Here is a 26199-nt window from a genome sequence, read left to right on the forward strand (position 1 = left end):
GGAGACGACATGACCGACAGACGGATGCTGATCGCCGGCGAGTGGTGTACCGCCCGCGACGGCCGAACCTTCGACCGATTCAACCCCGCGACGGGCGCGCTCGCGTCGCGCGCGCCGGCGGCCGGCCTGGCCGACGCCGACGCGGCGATCGATGCCGCGCACCGCGCGTTCCCCGCATGGGCGGCGCTCGCGCCGACCGAACGGCGCCGCCGGCTGCTGAAGGCGGCCGACCTGATGGACGCGCGCATCGACGCGTTCATCGCGACCGGCGTGGCCGAAACCGGCGCGACACCCGGCTGGCTCGGCTTCAACGTGACGCTCGCGGCGAACATGCTGCGCGAGGCCGCGTCGATGACGACGCAGATCGACGGCGACGTGATCCCGTCCGACGTGCCCGGCAATCTCGCGCTCGCGATGCGCGTGCCGTGCGGCGTCGTGCTCGGCATCGCGCCGTGGAACGCGCCCGTGATCCTCGGCACGCGCGCGCTGGCGATGCCGCTCGCGTGCGGTAATACGGTCGTGCTGAAGGCGTCCGAAGCGTGCCCGGGCGTGCACGCGCTGATCGGCGCGGTGCTGGATGAGGCCGGGCTCGGCGCGGGTGTGGTCAACGTGATCACGCACGCGGCGGCCGACGCACCCGAACTCGTCGAGCGGCTGATCGCGCATCCGCACGTGAAGCGGATCAACTTCACCGGGTCCACGCACGTCGGGCGCATCATCGCGCGCCATGCGGCCGCGCATCTGAAACCCGTGCTGCTCGAACTTGGCGGCAAGGCGCCGGTGCTCGTGCTCGACGATGCCGATCTCGATGCGGCCGTCGACGCGATCGCGTTCGGCGCGTTCTTCAACCAGGGGCAGATCTGCATGTCGACCGAGCGCGTGATCGCCGCGCGGCCGGTCGCCGATGCGCTCGTCGAACGGCTGACCGACAAGGCGCGCACGCTGGTCGCCGGCGATCCGCTGGCGGGCCATGCGCTCGGCACGATGGTCGATGCGGCCGCAGCCGCGCGTGCCGCGTCGCTCGTCGAGGATGCGCGTGCGCACGGCGCGCGCCTGCCGCTCGGCTGCCGGATCGAGGGCGCGACGATGCAGCCCGTGATCGTCGACGGCGTCACGCGCGACATGCGGCTTTATCGCGAGGAATCGTTCGCGCCGGTGGTGGCGATCCTGCGCGCGGACAGCGACGACGAAGCGGTCGCGCTCGCGAACGACAGCGAGTTCGGGCTGTCGGCGAGCGTGTTCAGCCGCGATATCGCACGCGCGATGACGGTCGCGCGCCGGATCGAATCGGGGATCTGCCACATCAACGGGCCGACCGTGCACGACGAAGCGCAGATGCCGTTCGGCGGCACGAAGGCGAGCGGTTACGGCCGCTTCGGCAGTCGCGCGTCGATCGCCGAATTCACCGAGCTGCGCTGGATCACCGTGCAGACCACACCGCGTCACTACCCGATATGAGCGAGCCGACGATGAATGTTGCGACGCCCGCGAGCGGGCCGGCGAACGACACGGGCGGCGTGCGCTATCGCGCGGCGGCCGTCGCGGTCGGCTCGGCCGAAATTCGTCGCGCGGAAAACGGCACGTGGTACCTGCGCTCGCGCGAACCGCTCGGCGACTACCCGACGCGCCTGACCGACTGCCTCGTGCGCGGCGCGCACGCGCATCCCGACCGCGTGCTCGCGGCGCGGCGCGGCGCCGACGGCCGCTGGATCGAGATCACTTACGCGCAGATGCTCGAACGCGCCCGCGCGCTCGGCCAGGGCCTCGTCGATCTCGGGCTGTCGGTCGAGCGGCCGCTCGCGGTGCTGTCCGGCAACGATCTCGAGCATCTGCAGCTGATGTTCGCGGCGATGCTGGCCGGCGTGCCCTATGCGCCGATCTCGCCCGCGTATTCGCTGGTGTCGACCGACTACGGCAAGCTGCGTCACACGCTCGGCGTGCTGCGGCCGGGCGCGGTGTTCGTCGCCGAACGCGCGCCGTTTGCGCGTGCGCTCGACGCGACGCTGCCGGCCGATGCGGCGCTGATCGTCGCGAACGATGCGGATGCGGAGCCCGGCGCGGCGGGCAGCGTCGTGCCGCTGTCGCGCCTGCTCGCGACCGTCCCGCGCACGATCGACGCGATCCATGAAGCGATCGGCCCCGATCATCTCGCGAAGATCCTCTTCACGTCGGGTTCGACGAAGCAGCCGAAGGCCGTGCCGACCACGCACCGGATGCTGTGCAGCAACCAGCAGATGCTGCGCCAGACGATGCCCGAGCTGACGCGCGAACCGCCGGTGCTGGTCGACTGGCTGCCGTGGAATCACACGTTCGGCGGCAGTCACAACCTCGGCATCGCGCTGTACAACGGCGGCACGCTGTACATCGACGACGGCCGCCCGATGCCGGGCCGCTTCGACGAAACCGTGCGCAACCTGCGCGAGATCGCGCCGACGATCTACTTCAACGTGCCGAAGGGCTGGGAAGAGCTGACGGCCGCGCTCGAGCGCGATGCCGTGTTGCGCGACACGTTTTTCTCGCGCGTGAAGCTGTATTTCTTCGGCGGCGCGGGGCTGTCGCAGGCCGCGTGGGACCGGCTCGACCGCGTGACCGACGCGCATTGCGGCGAGCGCATCCGGATCATGGCCGGCCTCGGGATGACGGAGGCGTCGCCGTCGTGCCTGTTCACGACCGGGCCGCTGATGCGCGCCGGCTATATCGGGCTGCCCGCGCCCGGCTGCGACGCGAAGCTCGTGCCGTGCGGCGGCAAGCACGAATTGCGCTTCAAGGGGCCGAACGTGATGCGCGGCTACTGGCATGCCGACGTCGATCCGCGCGACGTGTTCGACGAAGAGGGGTATTACCGCAGCGGCGACGCGGGCGTCTTCGCCGATCCGGCGCGGCCGGAACTCGGGCTGCTGTTCGACGGCCGGCTGACCGAGGATTTCAAGCTGAGCAGCGGCACCTTCGTCAGCGTCGGGCCGTTGCGCGCGAACGCGGTGTCGAGCGGCGCACCGTACGTGCAGGACGTGGTCGTCACCGGGATCAATCGCGACGACATCGGGCTGCTGGTGTTTCCGCGCATCGACGCGTGCCGTGCGCTGGCGGGGCTCGCTGCCGATGCACCGGTTTCCGACGTGCTGCGCGCGCCGGCCGTGCGCGCGGCGTTCGCAGCATGGCTCGCCGGGCTGAACCGGCATGCAAGCGGCGGTTCGACGTTCGTCGCGCGCATCCGGCTGATCGACACGCCGCCGTCGCTCGATCTCGGTGAAGTGACCGACAAGGGTTCGCTGAACCAGGCGGCCGTGCAGAAGCATCGCGCGGCGACGATCGACGCGCTGTACGACCCGGCGCGACGCGATCCCGACGTGATTTACGCGTAAGCAGAAGCAAACCGAAGCAAGCAGGAACAACGACCTGCCGGCCACGATACCGGCAGGCATTCTTGCGGCCAGTGAATCAGGCTGCCTGATAAAGTCGGCCGGTGCAGGCCGACCGATTACAAGACATGGGACTGGAGACACGATGAACACTTACGTTGCCGAAAAACCCACGGTCGCGACCACGCTCGCGCTGTGTTTCGCGATCGCACTCCTCGAAGGGCTCGACCTGCAGTCGGTCGGCGTCGCCGCGCCGCGCATGGCGCGCGAATTCGGGCTTTCCGTATCGCAGATGGGCATCGCGTTCAGCGCGGGCACCTTCGGGCTGCTGCCGGGCGCGATGCTCGGCGGGCGGCTCGCCGACCGGATCGGACGCAAGCGCGTGCTGATCGCGTCGGCCGTGCTGTTCGGACTGCTGTCGATCGCCACCGCGCAGGTATCGACCTTCGCGATGCTCGTCGTCGTGCGCGTGCTGACCGGCATCGGCCTTGGCGGCGCGATGCCGAACCTGATCGCGTTGTCGTCCGAAGCGGTCGAGCCGCGCTCGCGCAGCAGCGCGGTGGCGACGATGTACTGCGGCATTCCGTTCGGCGGCGTGATCGCGTCGCTGATCGGCGTGCTGCTTGCCGGCGACACCGAATGGCGGCACATCTTCTACGTCGGCGGCGTGGGGCCGCTGCTGCTCGTGCCGCTGCTGGCGTTGTTCCTGCCGGAATCGCGCGCGTATCTCGACGTCGCCGGCACGCCGGCCGCGCGCACCAGCGTCGCGCGCACGCTGTTCGGCGACGGCCGCACGACGTCGACGGTTGCGCTGTGGGTCAGCTACTTCTGCACGCTGATCGTCCTCTACTTCCTGTTGAACTGGCTGCCGTCGCTGATGGCCTCGCGCGGGCTCGATCGCGCGCACGTCGGCCTCGTGCAGATCGCGTTCAACGTCGGCGCGGGGCTCGGCGCGCTCGGCATCGGCGCGGCGCTCGACCGGATGCGCGCGTCGCGCGTGGTGGGCGGCATGTATGTCGGGATCGTGCTGTCGCTCGCCGCGCTCGCGGCCGCGCCCGGCTTCGCGTCGCTCGCCGCGGCCGCGTTCGCGGCGGGGATGTTCGTGGTCGGCGGGCAGTCGGTGCTGTATGCGCTCGCGGCGATCTATTACCCGACCGCGATGCGCGGCACCGGCGTCGGCGCGGCGGTGGCAGTCGGCCGGCTCGGTTCCGTCGTCGGGCCGCTCGCAGCCGCGACGCTGCTGGCCGCCGGCCGCAGCGCGCCGGTCGTGATCGGTGCGAGCATCCCCGTCACGCTCGTCGCGGCCGTCGCCGCGCTGGTGCTGATTCGCCGCCCGCAAGCGAACGACTGACGTTTCGTTTTTATCCATGCGCGCCGTCAGAGCGCGCAATTCACCAAGGTCTGGAGACGCAACGCAATGAAGACGAAGACAAGGAACGGCCTGCTGGCCGCCGGCGCATGCTGCGCGCTGGCCGCGCCGGTTGCGCACGCGCAGTCGAGCGTGACGCTGTACGGGATCATCGATACGGGCGTCGAGTTCGTGTCGCACGCGAACGCCGCCGGCGACCACGTCGTGCGCATGCCGGGCGTGACGGGCGAACTGCCGTCGCGCTGGGGCCTGCGCGGCACCGAGGATCTCGGCGGCGGCTACCAGGCGGTATTCACGCTCGAAAGCGGTTTCAACGTGCGCGGCGGCGATCTCGGGCAGGGCGGCCGGCTGTTCGGGCGGCAGGCGTTCGTCGGGCTGAAGAGCGGCTTCGGCACGCTCGCGTTCGGCCGCCAGTACACGATGACCTATCTCGCGCTGCAGGGCGCGGACATCATCGGCCCCGACATCTACGGGCTCGGCTCGTTCGACGCATACGTGCCGAACGGCCGCGCCGACAACGCGGTGACCTACCTCGGCACGTATCGCGGCGTGACGCTCGGCGCCGCATATTCGTTCGGCCGCGACGGCGCCGGCACCGGCAACTCGCCGGGGCAGGGCACGTGCGCGGGGCAGGTGCCGGGCGATGCCGTCCAGTGCCGCAACTGGTCGGTGATGCTCAAGTACGACAGCGCGTATTTCGGTGCGGCGGCGTCGTACGAGGAGCAGCGCGGCGGCACCGGCGCGGCCGCGAACTTCTTCGACGGCGTGGCGCCCGTTCCCTTCACGAGCAGCGGCGGCAAGGACGCGCGCACGCACGTGAGCGCGTATGCGCAGGCGGCCGGTGCGAAGATCGGCGCGGGCTGGATCGGCAGGCGCGTGTCGACCGGTTCGCCGGCCGCGCCCGGCGCGCATTCGGACCTGTTCTTCGTCGGTGCGTCGTATGCGATCAAGCCCGACCTCCTCGTCGACGGCGAAGGCTACCGGATCGTCAACAGCGCGCACGACACGCGCGCAACGATGGCCACGCTGCGCGCGACCTATCTGCTGACCAAGCGCACGGCGGTCTACGCGCAATCGTCGTATCTGTGGAACAGCGCGCATGCACGCTACGCGGTCAGCGGCGGCGGGCCCGGCACGACGCCCGGCGCTGGGATGGGGCAGCTCGGCGCGATGGTCGGCGTGCGGCACATGTTCTGAATCACCGGCGTGACGAACCGAACGGGAGTTATCTTGATCAGGAAATCTGCATTCCTCTGTATCGCGCCGCTGTCCGCCGCCGCGATGCTCGCCGGTTGCGGCGGCGACGATTCCGTGAATTCCGCGCCGACGCACCTGAGCGCCGCGACGCCGGCCGCGATGGCGCAGACCTGCGACGCGCTCGCCGCGAAGCTCGCGTATGCGAACACGTCGTTCACGTCGGTGACGACCGCGGCGGCCGGCGCCCTGACGGTGGCCGGCAAACCGATCGCCGAGCACTGCGTGATCGACGGGAAGATGAACGAGCGCGTGAGCGCGGTGGATGGCCAGACCTATGCGATCGGCTTCGAGATGCGTTTGCCGAAAGCGTGGAACGGTCGCTTCTTCTACCAGGCGAATGGCGGGCTCGACGGCAACGTCGTGACCGCGACCGGCGCGATCGGCGGGGGCGGCCCGCTGACCGACGCGCTGAACATGGGCTTCGCGGTGATCAGCTCGGATTCCGGGCACAGCGCCGCGCAGAACCCGCTGTTCGGCCTCGATCCGCGGGCACGGATCGACTACGGCTACGGCGCGGTCGACGCGCTCACGCCGATGGCGAAGCAGGTGATCCGGCTCGCATACGGCAAGGCGCCCGACCGCAGCTATTTCGGCGGCTGCTCGAACGGCGGCCGTCATGCGATGGTCACGGCGGTGCGCAACCCGGCCGACTACGACGGGATCATCGCGGGCGACCCGGGCTTCCATCTGCCGAAGGCGGCGATCGGCGAGATGTATGGCGCGCAGCAGTTCGCGAAGATCGCGTCGGCGACCGGCTCGAACGGGCTGCCGGACATCCGCAGCGGCTTCACCGATGCGGAGCGGCAGTTCGTCGGCGCGAAGATCCTCGAGAAATGCGATGCGCTCGACGGCGCGGTCGACGGGATGGTGCAGGACGTCGCCGCGTGCCAGGCGCATTTCAGCGTCGAGACGGACATCCCGACCTGCGCGAACGGCGCGCGCACGGGCGCGTGCCTGACGACCGCGCAGAAGAGCGCACTGGAAAACGTGTTCACGGGCGCACGCAACAGCGCGGGCACGGCGCTCTACGCGAGCTTTCCGTACGATCCGGGCATCGCCGGCAGCGGCTGGGCCGCGTGGAAGCAGTCGAATTCGATCACGCTCGATCCGGTCTCGATGGCGTTCACGTTCACGTCGCCGCCGAAATCCACGGCGGTGCTCGCGAACGTGTCCGGCTTCGCGCTCGGTTTCGACATGGACAACGACGCGCCGGCAATTTTCGCGACGAGCGGCGTGTACACGCAATCCGCGTGGTCGTTCATGACGCCGCCCGACGAGACGAACCTGTCCGCGTTGAAATCGCGCGGCGCGAAGCTGCTCGTCTATCACGGCACGGGCGACCCGGTGTTCTCGTTCGACGACACGCGCGACTGGTATGCGCGGGTCGCGCAGGTGAACGGCGGCGACGCGTCGGACTTCGCGCGCTTCTATCCTGTGCCTGGCATGAACCACTGCTCGGGCGGGCCGGCAGCCGACCAGTTCGACATGCTGACGCCGCTCGTCGCGTGGGTCGAGCAGGGGCAGGCGCCCAAGGCGATCGTCGCCACGGCGCGCGACACGACGAACGCGGTGCCGAATGCGGACGTGCCGACGTCGTGGGGAGCGGGGCGCACGCGTCCGCTGTGTCCGTATCCGCAGGTCGCGCGCTACAACGGGTCGGGCGACGTGAATTCGGCGGCGAGCTTCAGTTGTCGCTGACGTAGCGGGCGTGTGAATGCACCGATGCGCGGGTGCATCGGTGCATTCACCGTTGTTTTGCAGGGGAAGCGGCGATCGTGCCGGCCTGAACGGAAACGGCGATGCGCCGCGCACGACGATGGCGTTTGCCGCCGGACGCCGCATCCGGGGATACTATGGCGCTTTTCCATCGGCGCGACGCGTCCTGATCGACGTTGCTCGCCAGGCATCCTTCCTCTGATTCGACCATGCAAACCGTTGCGGTACTCGACTTCGAAACAACCGGGCTTTCCCCGAACATGGGAGACAGGGCGACCGAGATCGCCGTGATTCTGCTGCGCGACGGCGAGATCGTCGACCGCTACCAGAGCCTGATGAACGCGGGGCGCCGCATTCCGTCCGACGTCGTCGCGCTCACCGGCATCACGAATGACATGATTGCGTCGGCGCCGCCGGTGTCGAAGGTCATGAAGGAAGCTGCCGCATTCGTCGGAAGCCACCCCGTCGTCGCGCACAACGCCGGCTTCGACAAGCGATTCTGGCAGGCCGAACTCGGCATGCTCGGCATGGCGGCCGAGCATGCGTTCGCGTGCACGATGCTCGTCGCGCGGCGCATCTACCCGCACGCGCAAAGTCACCGGCTGTCGAGCCTCGCCGACATGCTGCGGCTGCCGAAGGCAGGCCGCGCTCACCGTGCGATGGTCGACGCGGAGATCGCGAGCCATCTGTGGTGCCGGATGCAGCGCGACATCGGCGAGACTTACGGGCTGCGACAAGTCGATCACGGGCTCATGTCGCGATTGCAGGCGACGAGCAAGGCCAAGGTCGCGACGTTTTTCGGATCATTGGCCGCCGACCGGCGCTGACGTCGATCGTCACTCGGCGATCTCCACCGGCACCTCGAGCCCGACCTTCACGCGGCTCATGCTCACCAGCGTCTTGAACCGCTTCACGCAGTTGTTCGCGAAGAACCGCTCGCGCGTGAGCGCGTGGTACTGATGGCCGGGCGTGCGAGCGGCGACGCGTCGCCGCTCGCGCGGGATTTCCTCGAGCCGTGCATCGACCACTTCATGCTGATCGACGAGGACGCGGTGCAGGCCGCTGCGCAGGTCGCGCGGCCATGCTCGGCCACGGGCTCCCGCGCGCGCCGCGCGAGCTCGACGCGATCGGGATGCTGGTGATGCCGGGCGGCGTCGATGCGCACTGCCATCTCGACCAGCCGATGCCCGACGGGCTGAAGATGGCCGACGACTCCCTGTCCGGCACGCGCTCCGCGCTGTGCGGCGGCACGACCACCGTGGTGTCGTTCGCCGCGCAGCCGAAGGGGCAGTCGCTGCAGGCGGCCGTCGACGACTATCACCGGCGCGCGGAAGGGCGCGCGCTGATTCCCAGGAGCAAGCATGAGCGTTGCCCACGCAATGCGCGGCATCGCGGCCGCGGCGATCGTCGCCGGGGCGTGCGGCGCTGCGCGACGCGCTTGAAGCGCGCGCGCGCCGCAGGCGTGCCCGACGCGCAGGTCGATCCGACGGATTTGCCGAAGTAGCGCCGGGCGTGCGTTCGGCTTGCCGCTGCGGGCGAGCCGAACGGCCGCCGCATCACGTCACGCCAGTTCGCCCAGGCACGCGTCGAACCGCGCGACGAGCGTATCGACGTCGTCGGTCGTCGTCTGCGGGCACACGAGCATCATGTTGTGGAACGGCGTGATGAGCACGCCGCGGTTCAGCAGGTACAGATGCACGATGTGCTCGAGCTCGCTGTCGAGCTGTTCGCCCGCGATCGTGCCGTTGCGCGGCGGCACGGGTGTGAACTGGAACTCGGTGCGCGCGCCGATGCGCGTCACGCACCATGGCAGCCCGTGTTTCGCGATCGCCCGTTCGAGCCCGGTCGCGAGCCGCGCGGCCAGTTCGAACATGTGCGCATACGCGGCATCGGTCGCGACTTCGGCGAGCGTCGCGCGCATCGCGTGCATGGCCAGCATGTTCGCGGTGAGCGTCGTGCCGATCCCGGAATGGCCGGGCGGCGCGTTCAGCTTTGCCTCTTTCGCGCGCTCCGCGAATTCGGCGCTGAACCCGTAGACCGCGCACGGCACGCCGCCCGCGATCGGCTTGCCGACCACCAGCGCGTCCGGTTCGAGACCGTGCGCGGCCGCGTAGCCGCCGGGGCCGCTGCTGATCGTGTGCGTTTCGTCGATCACGAGCAGCGTGCCGTAGCGGCGCGTCAGTGCGCGTGCGGCGTCCCAGAAGCCCGGATCGGGCAGCACCATCCCGATGTTCGTCATCGCCGGCTCGGCGAGCACGCACGCGACGTCGCCGTCCTTCAGCGCCGCTTCGAGCGCGTCGAGATCGTTGAACTCGACGACGCGCGTGTTCGCGAGCAGATCGTAGGACTGCCCGAGCAGGCTGTCGCGCTGCACCGGGCGGCCGTCCACGAGGTCGACGAACACGTCGTCGACCGTGCCGTGATAGCAGCCGTTGAACACGACGATCGTGTTGCGGCCGGTAGCCGCGCGCGCCCAGCGCAGCACGAAGCGGTTCGCGTCGCTCGCGCTCAACGCGAATTGCCAGACGGGTAGCTTGAAGCGGCGTGCGAGTTCGCGCGCGACCCACGCGGCGTCCTCGCTCGGCAGCATCGTCGTATAGCCGCGCGTCGCCTGTTCGGCAAGTGCGCGCGCGACCGGCTCGGGCGCATGGCCGAACATCGCGCCGGTGTCGCCGAGACAGAAGTCCGCATAGCGATGACCGTCGACGTCGGTGAACGTCGCGCCGCGCGCCTCCTTCACGACCAGCGAGAACGGCGTCGACCAGTCCTGCATCCAGTGCAACGGCACGCCGAACAGCAAATGCTCGGACGCTTCCGCGGACAACGCGCGGGAGATCGGCATGGCTTCGGTGAATGCACGGCGCTCGCGATCGAACAGCGCGCGGGCGCGGATGAGGTCGACTCCGTGGCGGGAAGGCAAGAGGGGCTCCTGGGCTGTGAAGATGGGGTAACGATAGCGCGGGCGGCGGGGGGCTGAACAGGGGCGGAATTACCGAGGCGAATGGCGGCGCACGAATATCCGTTGCGATTGACGATGACGTTGGCGAGAGTGACGGCAGGTGTTTTCCGTGCGTGTTTTATTTGATTTGAAGATGGCACTGGTGAATGGAAATCAAAATAAACCGTGAAGGTTTCCATGTATGTTTATCCGGGTTCTCGTGGCCTATCGTTGATGCACGCCGCGGCGTGAGGTGTTCGTCCGAGTCTGTCGTTGCTGGCTGACGGGGGAATCCGATACGCGGTTACGAATGCATCCGGACGATTCGATCGCGCGTGCATGCGGCCGGACATTTCGAATTCCGCGGGGATTTGCTTGTTAATTTAGAGATAGGCGAATGCCGGATTTTCCAGCAATGGCGGGATCGTGGGCTCGAAGCGGGCCGGCTTTTCGGCGATCGGATTTCAACCATCCATCCAGAATGTGGAGCAACACCATGAAGATCGGAAAACAGCTTGTCGCACTCGCCGTGTGCGGCGCATCGGTCTGTATCGCGCATGCAGGCCCGACGTCGCCGCAAGCGGTCGTCAAGAAGATCACGCTGACGGCGCATATCGGCGACAGCCTGTTCGTGTCGAAGCCGGACAATTCCGCGTGGTACGACGTGGTCGAACTGAATGCGACGGACGATACACGGCAGACGTTCGCTACGACGCTGCCGATCCGCGTGCGCACGACGAACCCCGATATCAACGTCGCGCTGTTGCAGCCGCTGCGGCTGTCGAACGGTCGCGACGACATGGCCAACGCGAAGGTCGTGCTGACGGGCAAGGCGGGCGACGCGGAAATCGCCTCCGGCGCCGCTCGCACGATCACGCTGGTCAAGCCCGGTCACGACGGCTTTGACGGCTACGACGAAACGCGCAACCTGAAAGTCAGCGCTCATGCGCCGACCGTCAGTGGTGCGACCTCGGCCAATGAAAGTTACCACGGCGATCTGGTGCTGATGTTCGAACCGGCTGCTTCGGCGGGACGCGAGCCGGCAACGGGTGCGGTAGCGGCCGCTGGCGAGTAAGTCATTGCCCCGGCGGACGGTGTCGGCCGGGATGTTTAAGGTGAAGTTTGTGCGCATAAATGTACGACAACAGATCTCAAGGATTGCATTCCGCGATGTGAGTGGGCGCATACATTCGACGCATTATCTGGGTTAAAAAAGGATAAACGACAAATACGGCCTCGGCTAAGATCGCAGTTGGACTGCGCTTTGTAGTACGACGACGTACAAATAGAGATTCGCCGGCAGGCGCGTCGATACGCCATACGATGAAGGACGTCCCATGGCAGCAAACAGCCGCCGTTCGTCTTCGCCTGTCCGATCGCCCTGGTTGAAGCGCGTGTCGCGTCGCGTGTTCATCGGCTGGACCGGCGCGCTCGCTGGCGCCGCCGTGCGCGGCGGACCGCTTGCGGCGACCCGGGCCTTTGCGGGAGGCCACATGCCCAATGCGTTGGCGGTCGACCTCGTGTGGGGCGAGCATGGCGCGGCTGCGCGCATCGCCGCGTCGCTCGCGCACGTGTCGCGGCTCGCGCTGCGCGGGCGCGATGTCGACGTGACGCACTACGGCGCGCGCCCGTGCGTGACGGTCGCGCAGACGTCGCCGTACAAGAACGTCGCGAAATCGCCGGTGAGCTCGGGTTCCGAGCTGACGACCGCGCCCGGCGCGTTCGATTCGCGCCCGGCGTTTCTCGCGGCGATCGACGCGCAGGGGCCGGTCGCGTTCGATTACGACAGCACGCCGCCGGTGCTTGCCGTGCAGCCGATTTCCGGCGTGACGATCAGCAACTGCGACTTCGGCACGCCGGTTGCGTCGCCGAGGTCGAGCTATGCGTGCAACGTGAGCGAGATGACGCTGACGAACGTGACGATCGCCGGGCAGGCCGTCAATACGACGATCACCGACAAGCGGCGACGTGAGGTGAAGATGAAGGGCGTTCGCGCGCGGTTGGTCGATGCACGCGAACGCAAACCTGATTGAACGCGTTACGCCAGCGTCTTGACCATGTGATGCTCGTCGTAGAAGCGGCCGCCGACGAACAGCGAACGCGGTTCCGTGCCGAACCGGACGAACCCCTGCGACGCATACAGCCGCTCGGCGGTGCCGTTGACCTCGTTCACGCACAGCATCAGCTGCTTGCACTGCCACGCTTGCGCAGCATGTGCGGTCGCGCTTTCGAGCAGCGCTTGCGCGATGCCGCGCCCGCGATACGCCGGATCGACGAACACGCCCCAGATCGTCGCCTTGTGCGCGACCTTCGCGCGCGCATCGCGGCGCACGCCCGTGATGCCGACGAGCGTGTCGCCGTCGAACGCGCCGAACACGGCCTGCATGTGCGTCGGCGTGATGCGCACTGCGAATTCGTCGACCGGCAATTGCGATTCCTCATCGAGCGTGGGCAGGAAAGACGTGGGCGCGGTGTCGACCGCACGCAGGCGAAGGGTCTGGAAACGGGCGGCATCGGCCGCGTCGAGCAGGCGGATCGTGATCGTCATCGAAGGGATTCCGGCAGAGGGCTGTGCATGTCGGCGCAGGCTGCTGCGGCCGCGGGTTGCATCGTGCCTATGCTAATCGGAATCTGGGTGACGCGTGGCAGCGTTCGGGGCATCCGCGGTCGGCCGCGCGGTCGGCGCGCATCGCGCTCGGTGCGCGTCGCGTGTGACGGCAACGCGGTCGGTCCGTGCAGACGAGCGGCGAAACGGCCGTGCGGCGCGTCGCGCTGGAGGCTGACGCGAAGGTGGAGGAACTGCGGAGGTAGCGGCGGCGCGTCATGCGCGTCGCGCCGGCACGAAGGATGAGGATGACGTGAAGCAGGCGTATCGTCGCGCCGAACCGGCACACGATATCGAACGCGCGACGATGCGCCCGATCAGGTCAGGCGCACCGTATCGGCATCAATACCGCGCCAGCTGGTTGCCGTTGATCTGCACGCGATCACCCGGCCGCAGATTGCCCGGCGACTGCACGTCGAACGAACGCATCGTGCCGTCGCTGACCTGCACGTCGATCCGGTAGCTGCTCGGGCCTTGCGCGGCGCCCATCTGCTGGCCGATCTGGTTGCCTGCCACCGCACCGCCGAGCGCACCGATCACGGTCGCCGCATCGCGGCCGTGGCCGCGGCCGAACTGGTTGCCCACCAGGCCGCCGACCAGCGCACCGACGACGGTGCCGGCCACGCCCGACGGGCCGACCGAGCCATTGACCGGCTGGATGTTCGAGACCGTGCCGTACTGCGTGCCGTAGCCGTTGCCGTATTGGCCATACGGCTGCTGCGACCCGTATTGCTGCGGGTTGCCGTACTGGTCGTACGGCTGCGGCGCCTGATTCGGATAGGGTTGCTGCTGCACGTAGCCCGGTTGCGAATACGCGGGCTGCGCGTAGCCGGGCGTCGCGTATTGCTGCTGCGGATACCCCGGCTGCGCGCCGTAGTAGCCCGGTGCGACGCAGGCGGTCAGCGGAAGCGCCGCGACGGCGACGAGCGAGGCGAACAGAACGGTCTTCGTGGAAGGCATGCGCATCATGGTGTTTCCTGCATCGGCAACGGGTCCGCCGACGAATTCCGGGACGGGTGGCGAACTCGGCGTGAGTATAAGGAATGGGCGGAAGCGCGTCCGGTGCGGCCGGGTAACAACGTGTAAAGTCTGTTGCCGCGTAAATCGCCGTCCGGGCGGGGCGCCGAGGCGACACCCGACAAGGGCGCGACGCGGCTTCCGGACGCCCGCTTTCCGGTGGGGCCGACGCTGCGCGGTCATCGGCTTTCCACCGTCTTCACCGCGATCCCGCCCCCTCGCCAGGCCAGGCCCGGCGGTCTCGCGCGACGCGCATCGCGAAATCGAATGTGTGGCATCGCGACATTTAATTGGCCTCGGGCGGCGGCGTCCGATATCGTGGCCCGATTCCCTGCCAACGGTCGCGCCGTGCCCCCTTCGCACTGACTGCAGTGACCGACCACACCGGAACCGACATGACGAACCTGCTGATCCGCAACGTCCGCCCGAGCGCCGGCGCCGTGCTCGACATCCTGATCGAAGGCGATCGGATCGCGCGCATTGGCCCGTCGCTCGACGCGCCCGCCGGCTGCGCGATCGAGGACGGCGCAGGCGCGATCGCGCTGCCCGGCCTCGTCGAAGGCCACACGCACCTCGACAAGACGCACTGGGGAATGCCGTGGTATCGCAACGCGGTGGGGCCGCGCCTCGTCGACCGCATCGAGAACGAGCGCAACTACCGCGCGACGAGCGGCCACGATGCGGGCGCCGCGTCGCTCGCGCTGTCGCGCGCGTTCCTCGCGGCCGGCACGACGCGCATCCGAACGCACGTGGACGTTGACACCGAGGCCGGGCTGCGGCATCTGCACGGCGTGCTCGCGACGCGCGAGACGCTGCGCGGCCAGGTGGAGATCCAGATCGTCGCGTTTCCGCAGTCGGGCGTGCTGAAGCGGCCCGGCACCGCCGCGCTGCTGTCCGACGCGCTGGGCGCGGGCGCCGACCTGCTCGGCGGGCTCGACCCGTGCGCGATCGAAGGCGATCCGGTCGAGGCGGTGGACGTGCTGTTCGGGATCGCCGAGCGTCACGGCCGCGGGCTCGACCTGCACCTGCACGAACGCGGGTCGATGGGCGCGTACTCGCTCGACCTGATCCTGCAGCGCACTGCCGCGCTCGGCATGCAGGGCAAGGTCACGATCAGTCACGGCTTCTGCCTCGGCGACATCGCCGAGCGCGAGCGCGACGCGCTGCTCGCGCGGATGGCCGAACTCGGCGTCGCGATCGTCACGACCGCGCCGGCCGCGGTGCCGGTGCCGCCGGTCGCCGCGTGCCGTGCGGCCGGTGTGACGGTCATCGGCGGCAACGACGGCGTGCGCGATACGTGGACGCCGTATGGTTCGCCCGACATGCTCGAACGCGCGATGCTGATCGGCATGCGCAACGATTTCCGTCGTGATGATGCGCTGGAAGTCGCGCTCGACTGCGTGACGCACGGCGCGGCGCGCGGTTGCGGCTTCGCCGACTATGGTCTGGAGGCGGGCAAGCGTGCGGACATCGTGCTCGTCGATGCGCTGACGTTCGCCGAGGCCGTCGTCGCGCGGCCGACGCGGCGGCTCGTCGTGTCGTCGGGGAAGATCGTTGCGCGCAACGGCGCGCTGGTCTGAGTGAAGCGTGAGCGTAGCGTCGCCCCGGTATGATCCGGTTTTCAGCCGGATTGCCCGGGAGACGACGATGCGACGCACGACAGCGGCACGGGCCGCACGATGGATGGCGGCGGCCCTGTTCGCCGCGAGCGCCGCGCATGCGGTGGCGGCCGGCCCGACCGACGCGCAGCAGGAAGCCAACCGGCGGACGGTGCTCGCGTTCTACGAGAAAGGCCTGAACGAGAAGGATGCGGATGCCGCGCTCGCGTATGTTGGCGACCGATACGTGCAGCACAACCCGAACGCGGCAGACGGCCGCGAGGGCTTCCGCAAGTTCATCGCGTTCCTGCGTGACAAATATCCGCAGTCGCACAGCGAGATCAAGCGGTCGTTCGTCGACGGCGACTACGTGATCCTGCACGTGCACGCGGTGCGCGAACCCGGCACGCGCGGCAGCGCGATCATGGACATCTTCAAGCTCGAGAACGGCAGGATCGTCGAGCACTGGGACGTGAACCAGCCGGTACCGGAGCATGCCGCGAACGGGAACACGATGTTCTGACGGGTATGGGGTGCGCCGGCGTTTCGATGCGCCCGCGATCTTGCCGCATCGGCCGTGCCGGCGGCGCAGCGGCGTCCTTCACGGTGCCGCCGCATCCGGCCTGCTTGCTACTTCTCCTGCTCCAGCATCGCCGCGAGCGCCTTCGTCAGTTCGCTGACCATCGGATCGGCCGTCGGCCGATGCAGGATCGCGATGTCCATGTTCTCGATCGGCGCGAAGCCGCCGTGTTCCTCGGTCAGCACCACGTGGTCGTCGGTCACCACGCGCGCGGGCAGCACGCTGATGCCGAGCCCGTCCGCGACGGCCGCCTGGATGCCGCTCAGGCTCGACGTCGTGAAGCTGATCCGCCAGCGGCGGCCGCGTTCCTCGATCGCCTTGATCATGTCGTCGCGATAGAGCCCGCGCGGCGGGAACACGACGATCGGCACCGGATCGAGCTCGATCGTCGGATGTTGTGCGCTGTCGATCCAGCGCAGCTTCTCCGGCCAGCGCACCACCGCCTCGCGGCTGTCGCGCCGTTGCTTGATCAGCACCAGATCGAGTTCGCCGCGATCGTAGGCCGCGCAGATGTCGCGGCTCAACCCGCACATCACCTCGAGCTTCACCTGCGGATGATCGCGCTTGAAGGCGGCGAGCGCATGGGTCGTGCGGCCCGCCGCGAAATCGTCGGGCACGCCGAGCCGGATCGTCAGCGCGACGGTCGCGCCCGACAGCGCTTCCAGCATCTCGTCGTTCAGCGCGATCATGCGCCGGGCGTAGCTGAGCACCGTCACGCCGGCGTCGGTCGGCCGCACGTCGCGCGTGCCGCGGTCGAGCAGGCGATGCCCGGCGATCTCCTCCAGGCGCCGCACCTTCTGGCTGACCGTCGACTGCGTTGAATGCAGGCGCGCGGACGCGGTCGTGAAGCTGCCACAGTCTGCGACCATCACGAGCGCGCGCAACAGGTCGAGGTCGAACAAAGGTCTATTCATTTTTGCACTTTTCCGGCGTCGAGCATTTCATTTACAAATACATGCGACGACTTTTAACACGGCCCGAGCCCGTGGGCAATCGCGGTTTGACCGGGCCCGGCGCCGGAGGCGTTGCTGCGCGGCGCGGCTGATCGCGGTGCACGGCAATCATGTGGAGCCGGCACGCGCGGGCATGAACGCCGATCACATGAACCGGTTCGGCCGTCGCATCGACGCGGTATAGGTCGGAATCCGGAGCGGGTAACTCGCGAGGGATGATTTCCTGATCGTCCCGGCTTGTGGATATCCGATCACGTACCCTCTCCGCTGACTGTGCGCATTACCGGGTAAACGCCTGAACGCCCGTAAATTTCGGGTAAATATTTGTATTGAGCGCGCTACATCGCTCTTTCCGCGCGAATTCTCCACGCCATACCCGCCCGTGGGCTCCACGTTCATTCGCTCGGCTTGCGCTCGAATATCGAGCGGTCTAGACTGCATCGCAGTTTCATCGAAGTCCCAGTCTTTCGCGTACCGCGCCGGGCCTGCCGGCACGACGCTCCCCAACGGACGCCCGGCGCTCGCCCGCCGCGTCGAGACCACAAGGACACACCATGAACCGCACTGCAAAGCTCGTCGTTTCCGCGCTGGCGTTCGCGCCGCTCGTCGCGTTCGCGCAGGACACGGCGACGATCCGCTGGGGCATCGATCCCACCTATCCGCCGTTCGAGGCGAAGCAGCCCGACGGCTCGCTCGCCGGCTTCGACATCGACCTGCGCAATGCGATCTGCGAGCAGTTGCGCGCGAAATGCGTGTGGGTCGAGCAGGGCTTCGACGGGATGATTCCGGCGCTGCGCGCGCGCAAGTTCGACGTGATCATGTCCGCGATGACGGCCACCGACGAGCGACTCAAGCAAATCGACTTCTCGAACAAGCTGTACGCGTCGCCGGGTGCGCTCGTCGCGCCGGCCGGTTCGAAGCTGCTGCCGACCGCCGCGTCGCTCGCCGGCAAGCGCATCGGGATCGACCAGGGCACGACGCAGGAGGCGTACGCGAAGGCCGAATGGGCGACCAAGGGCGTGACGATCGTGTCGTACCAGAACCAGGACCAGGTGTATCAGGATCTGGTGAACGGCCGCCTCGACGCGACCTTCCAGGACAAGACGCAGGCCGGCTATTCGTTCCTGAAGACGCCGCGCGGCAAGGGCTATGCGTTCGCGGGCCCCGACGTGACCGACGTGCGCATCACCGGCTACGGCGTCGCGATGGGCGTGCGCAAGGGCGACGCCGACATGAAGAAGCGGCTGAACGACGCGATCGTCGCGATCCGCGCGAACGGCACGTACCAGAAGATCGCCGCGAAATACTTCGACTTCGACATCTACGGCGCGAAGCAGTGAGCGTCGCACCGTGACTCCGTGATTCATTCCATCGACAGGCAAACCATGACGAGTATCCAGGACCGCGTCGCGACAGCCGTGACGCCCGAACTGATCGCCGCCTTCCGTGAAGAAGGCGCGGTCTGCATCAAGGGCATCTTCTCGCCCGACGAAGTGGCCGCGCTGCGCGCCGGCATCGACGCGAACCTCGCGCAGCCCAGCGCGCGCGCGAAGGTCGCGAGCCGGCCCGACGACCCGGGCTGGTTCTTCGAGGACTTCTGCAACTGGCAGCACAACGACGCGTACCGCGACTTCATCGTGCGCTCGCCCGCGCCGTCGGTGGCCGCCGCGCTGATGGGCACGCAGACGGTGCGGTTGCATCACGACCACCTGCTCGTGAAGGAGCCCGGCACGCGGCAGCGCACGCCGTGGCACCAGGACCAGCCGTACTACAACATCGAAGGCGACGACAACGTCAGCATGTGGATTCCGGTCGATCCGGTGCCGCTCGAATCGACGCTGGAATTCGTCGCGGGTTCACACAAGGGGCCGTGGCTGATGCCGCGCACGTTCATGGACAAGGAGGCGAAGTGGTTCCCCGAAGGCAGCCTCGCCGACCTGCCCGACATCGAAGCCGACCGCTCGGCGTTCCCGATCCGCCACTGGGCGCTCGAGCCCGGCGACATGGTGTGCTTCCGGATGCTCACGCTGCACGCGTCGGGCGGCACGCAGAATCGCCGGCGCGCGTTCTCGATCCGCTTCGTCGGCGACGACATCCGTCACGCGCCGCGCCGCTGGAAGACGTCGCCCGATTTCCCGGGGCTCGCGGACGAACTGCCGGACGGCGCGCCGCTCGAGCATGCGCTGTTTCCGGTCGTGTGGTCGCGCGGCGCGGGGCAGGTCGGGGCGATCTGAGCGTAAGCGGCGCAGCGCGACGCCATCAGGTGAGATCGCGCGCGCGGCGTCCGTTTTGCGATGAAGCGGCCGCCGCGCGTGGCCGTTTTCGAGCGTCGGGGAAGGTTCAGGTCTGGTGCCGCCCGGCGCCCGGCTTGAAGCGCGAGCCGAGCCGGTAGCGATTGCCCGGATGCAGGAAGTGCACGAACGTGACTGGCAGTCCGTTCGTCCAGGTGCGGCGCGTGAGCGTGAGGCACGGCTCGTCGGCGCGCATGTCGAGCAGACGCGCCTGTTCGCCCGTCGGCAGCGACGCGTCGACCACGTGCTCGATCTCCAGTTCGTAGTGCGACACGTTGTTGAACAGATATTCGGACGGCGGCTCGGCCTGGAAATCCTGATCGATGAATTCGGGCGCGGCGGCCGGGTTCACGTAGCGATCCTCGAGCTGGATCGGGCGGCCGTTTTCCTCGTGCACGCACACCACGTGAAAGACCGGCGTGTTGACCGCGAGCCCGAACGCGGCCGCGACGTCGAATGACGCCGGCTCGCGCGACTGGCTGAGCACGCGGCAGCGGTACTCGTGGCCGCGCGCGCGGATCTCGTCGCGGATGTGCGCGATCATCAGCAGGTTCGACTGCGGCTTCACCTCGGCGACGAAGGTGCCGACGCCCGCGATGCGTTTCAGCACGCCTTCCTCGGTCAGCTCGCGCAGCGCGCGGTTGACCGTCATGCGCGCGACGCCGAATTGCGCGGCAAGATCGAGTTCGGACGGAATGCGGTCCCCCGGGCGCCAGTCGCCCGCATCGACATGCTGGCGGACGAGCGTCTTGATCTGCTGGAACGGTGCGGTGGTCTTCGTGACCATCGGGGGATCCTCGGGGAAAGGCAACCGCGAAATTCTATCCCGGATCAGGTCGCGGACAGTTCGCGAACGTCGGCCGTCGGCACCGAACCGAACGCGTCGCTCAGTGCATAGCCGATCAATTGCCGCGCGGCCGCTGCGGGCGTCGACAGCGCGCCGCTCGACTTCAACTGGTCGAATTTCTCGCGCATCGGGAAGTTCGCTTCGCTGGTCGAGCGGATCGTCGCCTGCATGCTCGTATCGACGATGCCCGGCGCGACGCTGCAGATCCGCAGCGCGCGGTTCGCGTCGAGCGCGACGGCGCGCGCGTGATGATCGAGCGCCGCCTTGGTCGCGCAGTAGACGCTCCAGCCCGCATACGCGTTGCGCGCGGCGCCGCTCGACACGTGCAGGATCCGGCATTCGGTCGGCGCCGCTGCCGCCTGCACGAGCGCGGCCGACAGCATCAGCGGCGCCGCGACGTTCACGCCGACCGCGCGCGCGACGAGCGCCGGGTCCTGCGCGTCGAGCGGGCCGATCGGATCGACGATGCCCGCGTTGTTGAAGAGCAGCACGATCGACGCGCCGTCGACGAAGCGGCGTAGCGTGTCGCCGGCGAGCCACGTCGCGATGGCCGACGTGTCCGACAGGTCGAGCTCGATTTCGGCGAAACGGCCGCCGGCCTGCGCGGCGAGCGACGGATGACGGCTGCGCGACACACCGAGCACGGCGATGCCTTCCTGCAGCAATTGTTCGGCGAGCGACGCGCCGAGGCCGCGCGTGTGTCCGGTGACGATGGCGCGCACGGGCGGCGCTGAGATGGATGCAGTCATGGCGGTGAACGAGTGAACGGATGAACCGTGTTGACGCGTGGCGCGCATGCGCGGCGGCACGGCGTGCGGGACGGGCGATGCGCGGTGCTGGCGTGGCGCGCGAAATCGGCGGCGTGCGGCACCGCATCCCCAAGTGAACGCGTATCGTACCGCCGGCCCGCGCGACGCGCAAACGCGGGGCGACGCCGCGCGCAGGTGCGGTGCGTGAATTCGCGACGTCGAACGCATGCGCCGTCGCGCACCGCCGCGTGGCCGATACGTTGGACGAAAGCGGGCTGCGGCAAGTCCGCACGCCATGGCGGCGAGTGGCGCCGGGCCCCACGTCGCGAGCTATCATATGGCTCGCCCGTTCGCGACGCCGGACGGGGCGCGACCGTTTCCCTTCACTTGCTGCACGCTGCGACGCATCCATGAACACCACGCCGGACATGCCCACGCCACGCGCCCTGCGCGAACTTACGCCTCTCGAGGCCCGCATTCTCGGGGTGCTCGTCGAGAAGCAGCACACCGTGCCCGACACCTATCCGCTCTCGCTGAATGCGCTGACCTCGGGCTGCAACCAGAAAACCGCGCGCTCGCCGGTGATGAACGTCAGCGAGGACGAAGTCACGACCGCGCTCGACGGGCTCAAGCACCTGAGCCTCGTGATGGAAGGGAGCAGCAGCCGCGTGCCGCGTTTCGAGCACAACATGAACCGTGTGCTCGGGATTCCGAGCCAGGCGATCGCGCTGCTGACGATCCTGCTGCTGCGCGGCCCGCAGACGGCCGCCGAACTGCGCCTGAACAGCGCACGCCTGCACGGCTTCGCGGACATCTCGTCGGTCGAGGCGTTCCTCGACGAACTCGCGGCGCGTGCGCAGCCGCTCGTCATCCGGCTGCCGCGCGCGCCCGGTGCGCGCGAGAATCGCTGGATGCACCTGATGTGCGGCGAGGTGAACCTCGCCGAATTCGCCGGTTCGGATGCGGGCGGCGGCGCGGACTCCGTTCCGCCGTCGGAGTTCGAGGCGCTGAAGGCCGAACAGAAGCGGCTTGCGGATGAGGTGGCGCGGTTGAACGCGCTCGTTCAGCGCATGGCGACCGAACTCGGGATCGACGTCGATACCCCAGGCGAAGCCGGCTGACCGCCGGCCCGAGCCAACTCGACACCGGCGCGGCCGGGGGCGCGCCGGGTGACGAACGCGCCTCCCGGCACCGCTCGCATCCGCGCTACCAGCGGCATCCCGTCTTCCCGGACGCATCGACGTCCTGCGCCCACGCGAAGTCGATCTTCTTGCCGGTGCGCGCATTGGTGTACGTCATCGAATAGACGATCGCACCCTGGCTCATCATTTCGTATTCGCCGTTGATCTTGCCGTCGGCCATTTTCCACCGCGTCGTCGAAATACGTGCGCAACTCGAAGCGCACGGGTTTGTCGCCGGTCGTCCGGAAGCACGGCACCTCGCTTCGGCCGGCACGCCTTCGTCGTGACCGTCGGCTTCGATCGTCGCGATCGGGTTTAGGCGTTTACCTTCAAACAAAGGGAAATCCGCATCGATTCCGTTCTCGCTGTGCTTCAATTCATCCGGTTCGCAGTCCTACTAAATTACATATCGACAACAGAACGGACAATTCACTCAAAGGAGACAACCGATGGCCAGGAACCCGTCTTGACGCCGCAATCCGGACAAGTCGCAACACAGCGAACTTCCTCGATGAAAAGCAGGTTATCCCCAGGGGCAACTCCGATGTCCTCCAAACGTTTGATGACGATCGCGGCCGCCGTGCTGGCCGTCACCACGTCGTCGGTTCACGCCGGCGCAGCCACCGTGACCGACCCGTTCTACACGTATACGGGCGCCACGCCGTTGAAATCGATCCCGCCCGGCACGGTGCTCAACTCGCGCACCGTCACCTATCACGTGGCCGGAATGCCGACGGCGTTGACCGCCCAGCAGTTGCTGTATCGCACCAACGACGCGCAGAACCGGCCGGTCGTCAACGTGACGTCGGTGATCCGGAGCCCGGTCAGCAACGGCCGGGCGATCTCGTACCAGTCGGCCTACGACTCGCTGAATCCTTACGACGAACCGTCGCAGGTGATCGCCGGCGATCGCGACGTCACGAAGATCATCAACGTCGGCACCTTGCTCTACAGCGCGGAATCGATCCCGCTGTCGACGCTGCTGCTGCTCGGCTACAACGTGATCGTGCCCGATACGGAAGGCCAGACGGCGGACTTCGCCGCCGGCCCCGAATACGGAATGACGACGCTCGATTCGATCCGCGCGGCGCTCAACACGCCGTCGACGGGCCTTGCGCCGACCAGCAAGGTCGCGATGATCGGCTATTCCGGCGGTGCGATCGCGACGAACTGGGCCGCGCAACTCGCGCCGAGCTATGCGCCGGACGTCAACAAGCAACTCGTCGGCGCGGCCGAGGGCGGCGTGCTGGTCGATCCCGCGCACAACCTGCGCTACGTCGACGGCAGCATCGTCTGGGGCGGCGTCGCGGCGGCTGCGCTCGCCGGGCTGTCGCGCGGCTTCGGTTTCGATCTGACGCCGTATCTGAGCGACAGCGGCGTCGCCGTGTTCAACGACATCCAGAATCAGTCGCTCGCCTATATCCTGCCGAAGTATACGGGGCTGCATTGGGCGACGCTGTTCAAACCGCGATACGCGAACGACATCAACAGCATTCCGGCGTACGTGACCTACGCGAACAAGGTGAACGCCGGGCTGGCCGCGTCGCCGACGATTCCGATGTATATCGGTCAGGGCACGGCCGGCGTGCTCGACGGCACCTTCGGCAGCCAGGTGGGCGACGGCGTGATGCTCGCGTACGATGTACGCGCGCTGGCGCAGAAATTCTGTGCCAGCGGCGTACCGGTCGTGTACACCGAATATCCGCTCGAACATGCGGGCGCGATCGCGCCTTGGGTGGCGGGAATCCTGCCCTGGCTCTACGACCGCTTCGGCGGCAAGGCAGCACCGAGCAATTGCGCACTGACGGCATTGTTGCCGAGCAATTCGCTCGCGCCCGAGACGCTGCACTAGCCGCCACGCGCATCGACACCAATCGCCGGGCGATCCTTCGCGGATCGCCTTTTTTCATCCGGCGCCTTGACGCCGGTCGCCGTTCCCCCGCCGCGCCTCGTTGCCGCCACGCGCGAGTGCCATAATCGAGCCTGCACATCATTCCAGACCTCCCCGGAGAATCCCCATGCAGAACCTCGACAATCCTTCCCACGATCGCGAGGTAGGCAGCGCCGACGCGACGCAGGACACCACGCGTATCGACGACGTCCGCATCGGCGCCGTGCGCCCGCTGATCTCGCCCGCGCTGCTGCAGGATGAACTGCCTGTGCCGGCCGCCACGCAGACGCTCGTCGAGGACACGCGCCGCGCGATCGGCGACATCCTGCACGGCCGCGACGACCGGCTGCTGCTCGTCGTCGGCCCGTGCTCGATCCACGACCACGACCAGGCGCTCGACTACGCACGTCGCCTGAAGGCCGCCGCCGATGCGCTGAAGGACGACCTGCTGATCACGATGCGCGTGTACTTCGAGAAGCCGCGCACGACCGTCGGCTGGAAGGGCTACATCAACGATCCGCGCCTGGACGGCAGCTTCCGCATCAACGAAGGGCTGCGCGCGGCGCGGCAACTGCTGCTCGACATCAACGCGCTCGGCCTCCCGGCGTCGACCGAATTCCTCGACCTGCTGAGCCCGCAGTACATCGCGGACCTGATCGCGTGGGGCGCGATCGGCGCGCGCACGACCGAGAGCCAGAGTCATCGCCAGCTCGCGTCGGGGCTCAGCTGCCCGATCGGCTTCAAGAACGGCACCGACGGCGGCGTGCAGGTCGCGTCGGACGCGATCGTCGCCGCGCGCGCGAGCCACGCGTTCATGGGGATGACGAAGATGGGCATGGCCGCGATCTTCGAGACGCGCGGCAACGACGACGCGCACGTGATCCTGCGCGGCGGCAAGAACGGGCCGAACTACGACGCGGAGCACGTCGAGGCGAGCTGCGCGGTGCTGCGCAAGAGCGGGTTGCGCGAGCAGGTGATGGTCGATTGCTCGCACGCGAACTCGAACAAGTCGCACGAGCGGCAGATCGAAGTCGCGCAGGATCTTGCGCGGCAACTGGCGCAGGGCGAGCACCGGATCGTCGGCGTGATGGTGGAGAGTCATCTCGAGGCCGGGCGTCAGGATCTGAAGCCCGGCGTGCCGTTGCAGTATGGCGTGTCGATTACGGATGCGTGTTTGAGCTGGACGCAGACGGAGCCGGTGCTGGACGTGCTGGCGGAAGCGGTGCGGCATCGGCGCGTGTATTCGCGCAATGCGTGAGGTCACGGCGGCGGGTTGAGGCCCGCCGCCGTCATCGTTGGCCCATCGACGAGACGGGTGCCGAGCAAGTTGTTTCATGTGTCCCGTATGCCGCGCCACCCGGAGACTTCTCGTGCGCGTGTTCGGCCTGCGTCACGCCGCACATCGGCGGTATCCATCCGAATTACTTGAATCGCGGCGACGCCGGCGAGAAATACGTCCAGTCGTGCCGCGACCGTTGCGCCGACCGCTCACCGGCGCGGCGAAAATTGCCAGGCGCGTGCGCCCGAGCCGCCGCGCCGCGTGCGGCCGCGATGTGGGCGATCCTGCTGATACGAATCCGATTGCCGCCGGCAAAATTTAGGCAAATTCTTAAGGCATCTGTCTGAAATAGGATTGGATCGACGGCTGATTTGCGAATCGTCGGATAGAGTCGACGCATCTGCAAACCTCAACCGACGGCGCATGCCGTGCATGGTCTCCAATGCACCTGCTCCGGCCGCCCCATCGTACATGGAAGGATGTCTTATCGCGTATCGCACCGCACCGCGCCTGCTCTTGCGCGCAATGTTCCTTTTGCTCGTTGCCTCGTCGCTCCCTGCGAACGGCGC

The 26199-nt window shown here is 68.0% G+C and carries 23 protein-coding genes and 2 pseudogenes; 16 read left to right on the top strand and 9 right to left on the bottom strand.

Annotated elements, in window-relative coordinates; genetic code table 11:
• The first annotated feature begins 9 nt into the window (after positions 1-9).
• From WS75_RS09230 to WS75_RS09250, 5 genes are all read left to right on the top strand, one after another.
• The gene (locus WS75_RS09230) at positions 10-1458 is read left to right on the top strand and encodes an aldehyde dehydrogenase (RefSeq protein WP_059680205.1); all 1449 of its coding nucleotides are present in this window, start codon (positions 10-12) and stop codon (positions 1456-1458) included.
• Positions 1455-3362, top strand: coding sequence for a feruloyl-CoA synthase (locus tag WS75_RS09235; protein ID WP_059680206.1), 1908 nt, complete (start codon positions 1455-1457; stop codon positions 3360-3362). Before WS75_RS09230 ends, WS75_RS09235 begins: the two co-directional genes overlap by 4 nt.
• Before the next feature lie 142 nt (positions 3363-3504).
• Positions 3505-4710, top strand: a complete 1206-nt coding sequence (gene mhpT, locus WS75_RS09240; protein ID WP_059680207.1) for a 3-(3-hydroxy-phenyl)propionate transporter MhpT — start codon at positions 3505-3507, stop codon at positions 4708-4710.
• Positions 4711-4776: 66 nt separating this feature from the next.
• The gene (locus WS75_RS09245; protein ID WP_059680208.1) at positions 4777-5925 is read left to right on the top strand and encodes a porin; all 1149 of its coding nucleotides are present in this window, start codon (positions 4777-4779) and stop codon (positions 5923-5925) included.
• A 33-nt stretch (positions 5926-5958) separates the two neighbouring features.
• On the top strand, positions 5959-7683 hold the full coding sequence (locus tag WS75_RS09250) for a tannase/feruloyl esterase family alpha/beta hydrolase (protein ID WP_059680209.1): 1725 nt from the start codon (positions 5959-5961) through the stop codon (positions 7681-7683).
• A gap of 46 nt (positions 7684-7729) precedes the next feature.
• Here WS75_RS09250 and WS75_RS33440 read toward each other — a convergent pair whose 3' ends face one another.
• Positions 7730-7912: a hypothetical protein gene (locus WS75_RS33440; protein ID WP_156429740.1), complete on the bottom strand. Its 183-nt coding sequence runs from the start codon at positions 7910-7912 to the stop codon at positions 7730-7732.
• Here WS75_RS33440 and WS75_RS09255 point away from each other — a divergent pair.
• Positions 7911-8528, top strand: a complete 618-nt coding sequence (locus tag WS75_RS09255; protein ID WP_059680210.1) for a 3'-5' exonuclease — start codon at positions 7911-7913, stop codon at positions 8526-8528. The genes WS75_RS33440 and WS75_RS09255 overlap by 2 nt on opposite strands.
• A gap of 9 nt (positions 8529-8537) precedes the next feature.
• Here the strand turns inward: WS75_RS09255 and WS75_RS33445 are convergent.
• Positions 8538-8660: pseudogene (locus WS75_RS33445) on the bottom strand (AsnC family transcriptional regulator); the annotation flags it as partial.
• 56 nt (positions 8661-8716) lie between these two features.
• Here WS75_RS33445 and WS75_RS35070 point away from each other — a divergent pair.
• Positions 8717-9205, top strand: coding sequence for an amidohydrolase family protein (locus WS75_RS35070; RefSeq protein WP_373558499.1), 489 nt, complete (start codon positions 8717-8719; stop codon positions 9203-9205).
• 57 nt (positions 9206-9262) lie between these two features.
• Here the strand turns inward: WS75_RS35070 and WS75_RS09270 are convergent, their stop codons facing one another.
• Positions 9263-10621 carry an aspartate aminotransferase family protein gene (locus tag WS75_RS09270; protein WP_059680213.1) on the bottom strand — a complete coding sequence of 453 codons (1359 nt, stop codon included), beginning with the start codon at positions 10619-10621 and terminating at the stop codon, positions 9263-9265.
• Between the two features lie 514 nt (positions 10622-11135).
• Between WS75_RS09270 and WS75_RS09275 the strand changes: the two genes are divergently transcribed.
• Both WS75_RS09275 and WS75_RS31750 read left to right on the top strand, forming a co-directional pair.
• Positions 11136-11714 carry a CS1 type fimbrial major subunit gene (locus WS75_RS09275; protein WP_059680406.1) on the top strand — a complete coding sequence of 193 codons (579 nt, stop codon included), beginning with the start codon at positions 11136-11138 and terminating at the stop codon, positions 11712-11714.
• Positions 11715-11976: 262 nt separating this feature from the next.
• Positions 11977-12399 (top strand): annotated as a pseudogene (locus WS75_RS31750) (endopolygalacturonase); the annotation flags it as partial.
• Positions 12400-12677: 278 nt separating this feature from the next.
• On the opposite strand, the gene WS75_RS09285 reads toward WS75_RS31750, so the two are convergent.
• Complete coding sequence (locus WS75_RS09285) at positions 12678-13187, bottom strand: GNAT family N-acetyltransferase (protein ID WP_059680215.1); 510 nt, start codon at positions 13185-13187, stop codon at positions 12678-12680.
• Positions 13188-13586: 399 nt separating this feature from the next.
• Positions 13587-14213 carry a glycine zipper 2TM domain-containing protein gene (locus WS75_RS09290; protein ID WP_059680216.1) on the bottom strand — a complete coding sequence of 209 codons (627 nt, stop codon included), beginning with the start codon at positions 14211-14213 and terminating at the stop codon, positions 13587-13589.
• 443 nt (positions 14214-14656) lie between these two features.
• Between WS75_RS09290 and WS75_RS09295 the strand changes: the two genes are divergently transcribed.
• Together WS75_RS09295 and WS75_RS09300 are read left to right on the top strand one after the other, a co-directional pair.
• Positions 14657-15841: an amidohydrolase family protein gene (locus WS75_RS09295; protein ID WP_059680407.1), complete on the top strand. Its 1185-nt coding sequence runs from the start codon at positions 14657-14659 to the stop codon at positions 15839-15841.
• 67 nt (positions 15842-15908) lie between these two features.
• Entirely contained in the window at positions 15909-16382 is a 474-nt protein-coding gene (locus WS75_RS09300) for a nuclear transport factor 2 family protein (protein WP_059680217.1), read from the top strand.
• Positions 16383-16489: 107 nt separating this feature from the next.
• On the opposite strand, the gene WS75_RS09305 is transcribed toward WS75_RS09300, so the two are convergent.
• Complete coding sequence (locus WS75_RS09305; protein ID WP_059680218.1) at positions 16490-17353, bottom strand: LysR family transcriptional regulator; 864 nt, start codon at positions 17351-17353, stop codon at positions 16490-16492.
• 593 nt (positions 17354-17946) lie between these two features.
• Between WS75_RS09305 and WS75_RS09310 the strand changes: the two genes are divergently transcribed.
• Together WS75_RS09310 and WS75_RS09315 are read left to right on the top strand one after the other, a co-directional pair.
• Positions 17947-18732 carry an ABC transporter substrate-binding protein gene (locus WS75_RS09310; RefSeq protein WP_059680219.1) on the top strand — a complete coding sequence of 262 codons (786 nt, stop codon included), beginning with the start codon at positions 17947-17949 and terminating at the stop codon, positions 18730-18732.
• Positions 18733-18777: 45 nt separating this feature from the next.
• Entirely contained in the window at positions 18778-19626 is an 849-nt protein-coding gene (locus WS75_RS09315; protein ID WP_059680220.1) for a phytanoyl-CoA dioxygenase family protein, read from the top strand.
• Positions 19627-19732: 106 nt separating this feature from the next.
• Here the strand turns inward: WS75_RS09315 and hutC are convergent, their stop codons facing one another.
• Positions 19733-20470, bottom strand: coding sequence for a histidine utilization repressor (gene hutC, locus WS75_RS09320; protein ID WP_059604799.1), 738 nt, complete (start codon positions 20468-20470; stop codon positions 19733-19735).
• A gap of 44 nt (positions 20471-20514) precedes the next feature.
• Entirely contained in the window at positions 20515-21279 is a 765-nt protein-coding gene (locus WS75_RS09325) for an SDR family oxidoreductase (protein ID WP_059680221.1), read from the bottom strand.
• A 410-nt stretch (positions 21280-21689) separates the two neighbouring features.
• Between WS75_RS09325 and WS75_RS09330 the strand changes: the two genes are divergently transcribed.
• The gene (locus WS75_RS09330; protein ID WP_059680222.1) at positions 21690-22400 is read left to right on the top strand and encodes a YceH family protein; all 711 of its coding nucleotides are present in this window, start codon (positions 21690-21692) and stop codon (positions 22398-22400) included.
• 85 nt (positions 22401-22485) lie between these two features.
• Here the strand turns inward: WS75_RS09330 and WS75_RS31760 are convergent, their stop codons facing one another.
• A complete protein-coding gene (locus WS75_RS31760; protein WP_257129349.1) occupies positions 22486-22836 on the bottom strand; it encodes a hypothetical protein in 351 nt (116 codons plus the stop codon).
• A 168-nt stretch (positions 22837-23004) separates the two neighbouring features.
• On the opposite strand from WS75_RS31760, the gene WS75_RS09335 reads away from it, so the two are divergent.
• Positions 23005-24312: a lipase family protein gene (locus WS75_RS09335; protein WP_059680223.1), complete on the top strand. Its 1308-nt coding sequence runs from the start codon at positions 23005-23007 to the stop codon at positions 24310-24312.
• A gap of 166 nt (positions 24313-24478) precedes the next feature.
• Positions 24479-25609, top strand: coding sequence for a 3-deoxy-7-phosphoheptulonate synthase (locus WS75_RS09340; RefSeq protein ID WP_059680224.1), 1131 nt, complete (start codon positions 24479-24481; stop codon positions 25607-25609).
• The last annotated feature ends 590 nt before the right edge of the window (positions 25610-26199 follow it).

The organism is Burkholderia sp. FL-7-2-10-S1-D7, from assembly GCF_001524185.1.
Lineage (GTDB): Bacteria > Pseudomonadota > Gammaproteobacteria > Burkholderiales > Burkholderiaceae > Burkholderia > Burkholderia diffusa.

Excerpts from the sequence above, each read along its gene's own strand:
- WS75_RS09335 (WP_059680223.1), top strand. The coding sequence starts at position 23,005 with ATGTCCTCCAAACGTTTGATGACGATCGCGGCCGCCGTGCTGGCCGTC.
- WS75_RS09300 (WP_059680217.1), top strand. The coding sequence starts at position 15,909 with ATGCGACGCACGACAGCGGCACGGGCCGCACGATGGATGGCGGCGGCC.
- WS75_RS09290 (WP_059680216.1), bottom strand. The coding sequence starts at position 14,213 with ATGATGCGCATGCCTTCCACGAAGACCGTTCTGTTCGCCTCGCTCGTC.
- WS75_RS09310 (WP_059680219.1), top strand. The coding sequence starts at position 17,947 with ATGAACCGCACTGCAAAGCTCGTCGTTTCCGCGCTGGCGTTCGCGCCG.
- hutC (WP_059604799.1), bottom strand. The coding sequence starts at position 20,470 with ATGGTCACGAAGACCACCGCACCGTTCCAGCAGATCAAGACGCTCGTC.
- mhpT (WP_059680207.1), top strand. The coding sequence starts at position 3,505 with ATGAACACTTACGTTGCCGAAAAACCCACGGTCGCGACCACGCTCGCG.
- WS75_RS09315 (WP_059680220.1), top strand. The coding sequence starts at position 18,778 with ATGACGAGTATCCAGGACCGCGTCGCGACAGCCGTGACGCCCGAACTG.
- WS75_RS09235 (WP_059680206.1), top strand. The coding sequence starts at position 1,455 with ATGAGCGAGCCGACGATGAATGTTGCGACGCCCGCGAGCGGGCCGGCG.
- WS75_RS09230 (WP_059680205.1), top strand. The coding sequence starts at position 10 with ATGACCGACAGACGGATGCTGATCGCCGGCGAGTGGTGTACCGCCCGC.
- WS75_RS09305 (WP_059680218.1), bottom strand. The coding sequence starts at position 17,353 with ATGAATAGACCTTTGTTCGACCTCGACCTGTTGCGCGCGCTCGTGATG.
- WS75_RS09255 (WP_059680210.1), top strand. The coding sequence starts at position 7,911 with ATGCAAACCGTTGCGGTACTCGACTTCGAAACAACCGGGCTTTCCCCG.
- WS75_RS09245 (WP_059680208.1), top strand. The coding sequence starts at position 4,777 with ATGAAGACGAAGACAAGGAACGGCCTGCTGGCCGCCGGCGCATGCTGC.
- WS75_RS09325 (WP_059680221.1), bottom strand. The coding sequence starts at position 21,279 with ATGACTGCATCCATCTCAGCGCCGCCCGTGCGCGCCATCGTCACCGGA.
- WS75_RS09330 (WP_059680222.1), top strand. The coding sequence starts at position 21,690 with ATGAACACCACGCCGGACATGCCCACGCCACGCGCCCTGCGCGAACTT.
- WS75_RS09340 (WP_059680224.1), top strand. The coding sequence starts at position 24,479 with ATGCAGAACCTCGACAATCCTTCCCACGATCGCGAGGTAGGCAGCGCC.
- WS75_RS33440 (WP_156429740.1), bottom strand. The coding sequence starts at position 7,912 with ATGGTCGAATCAGAGGAAGGATGCCTGGCGAGCAACGTCGATCAGGAC.
- WS75_RS09295 (WP_059680407.1), top strand. The coding sequence starts at position 14,657 with ATGACGAACCTGCTGATCCGCAACGTCCGCCCGAGCGCCGGCGCCGTG.
- WS75_RS09285 (WP_059680215.1), bottom strand. The coding sequence starts at position 13,187 with ATGACGATCACGATCCGCCTGCTCGACGCGGCCGATGCCGCCCGTTTC.
- WS75_RS09275 (WP_059680406.1), top strand. The coding sequence starts at position 11,136 with ATGAAGATCGGAAAACAGCTTGTCGCACTCGCCGTGTGCGGCGCATCG.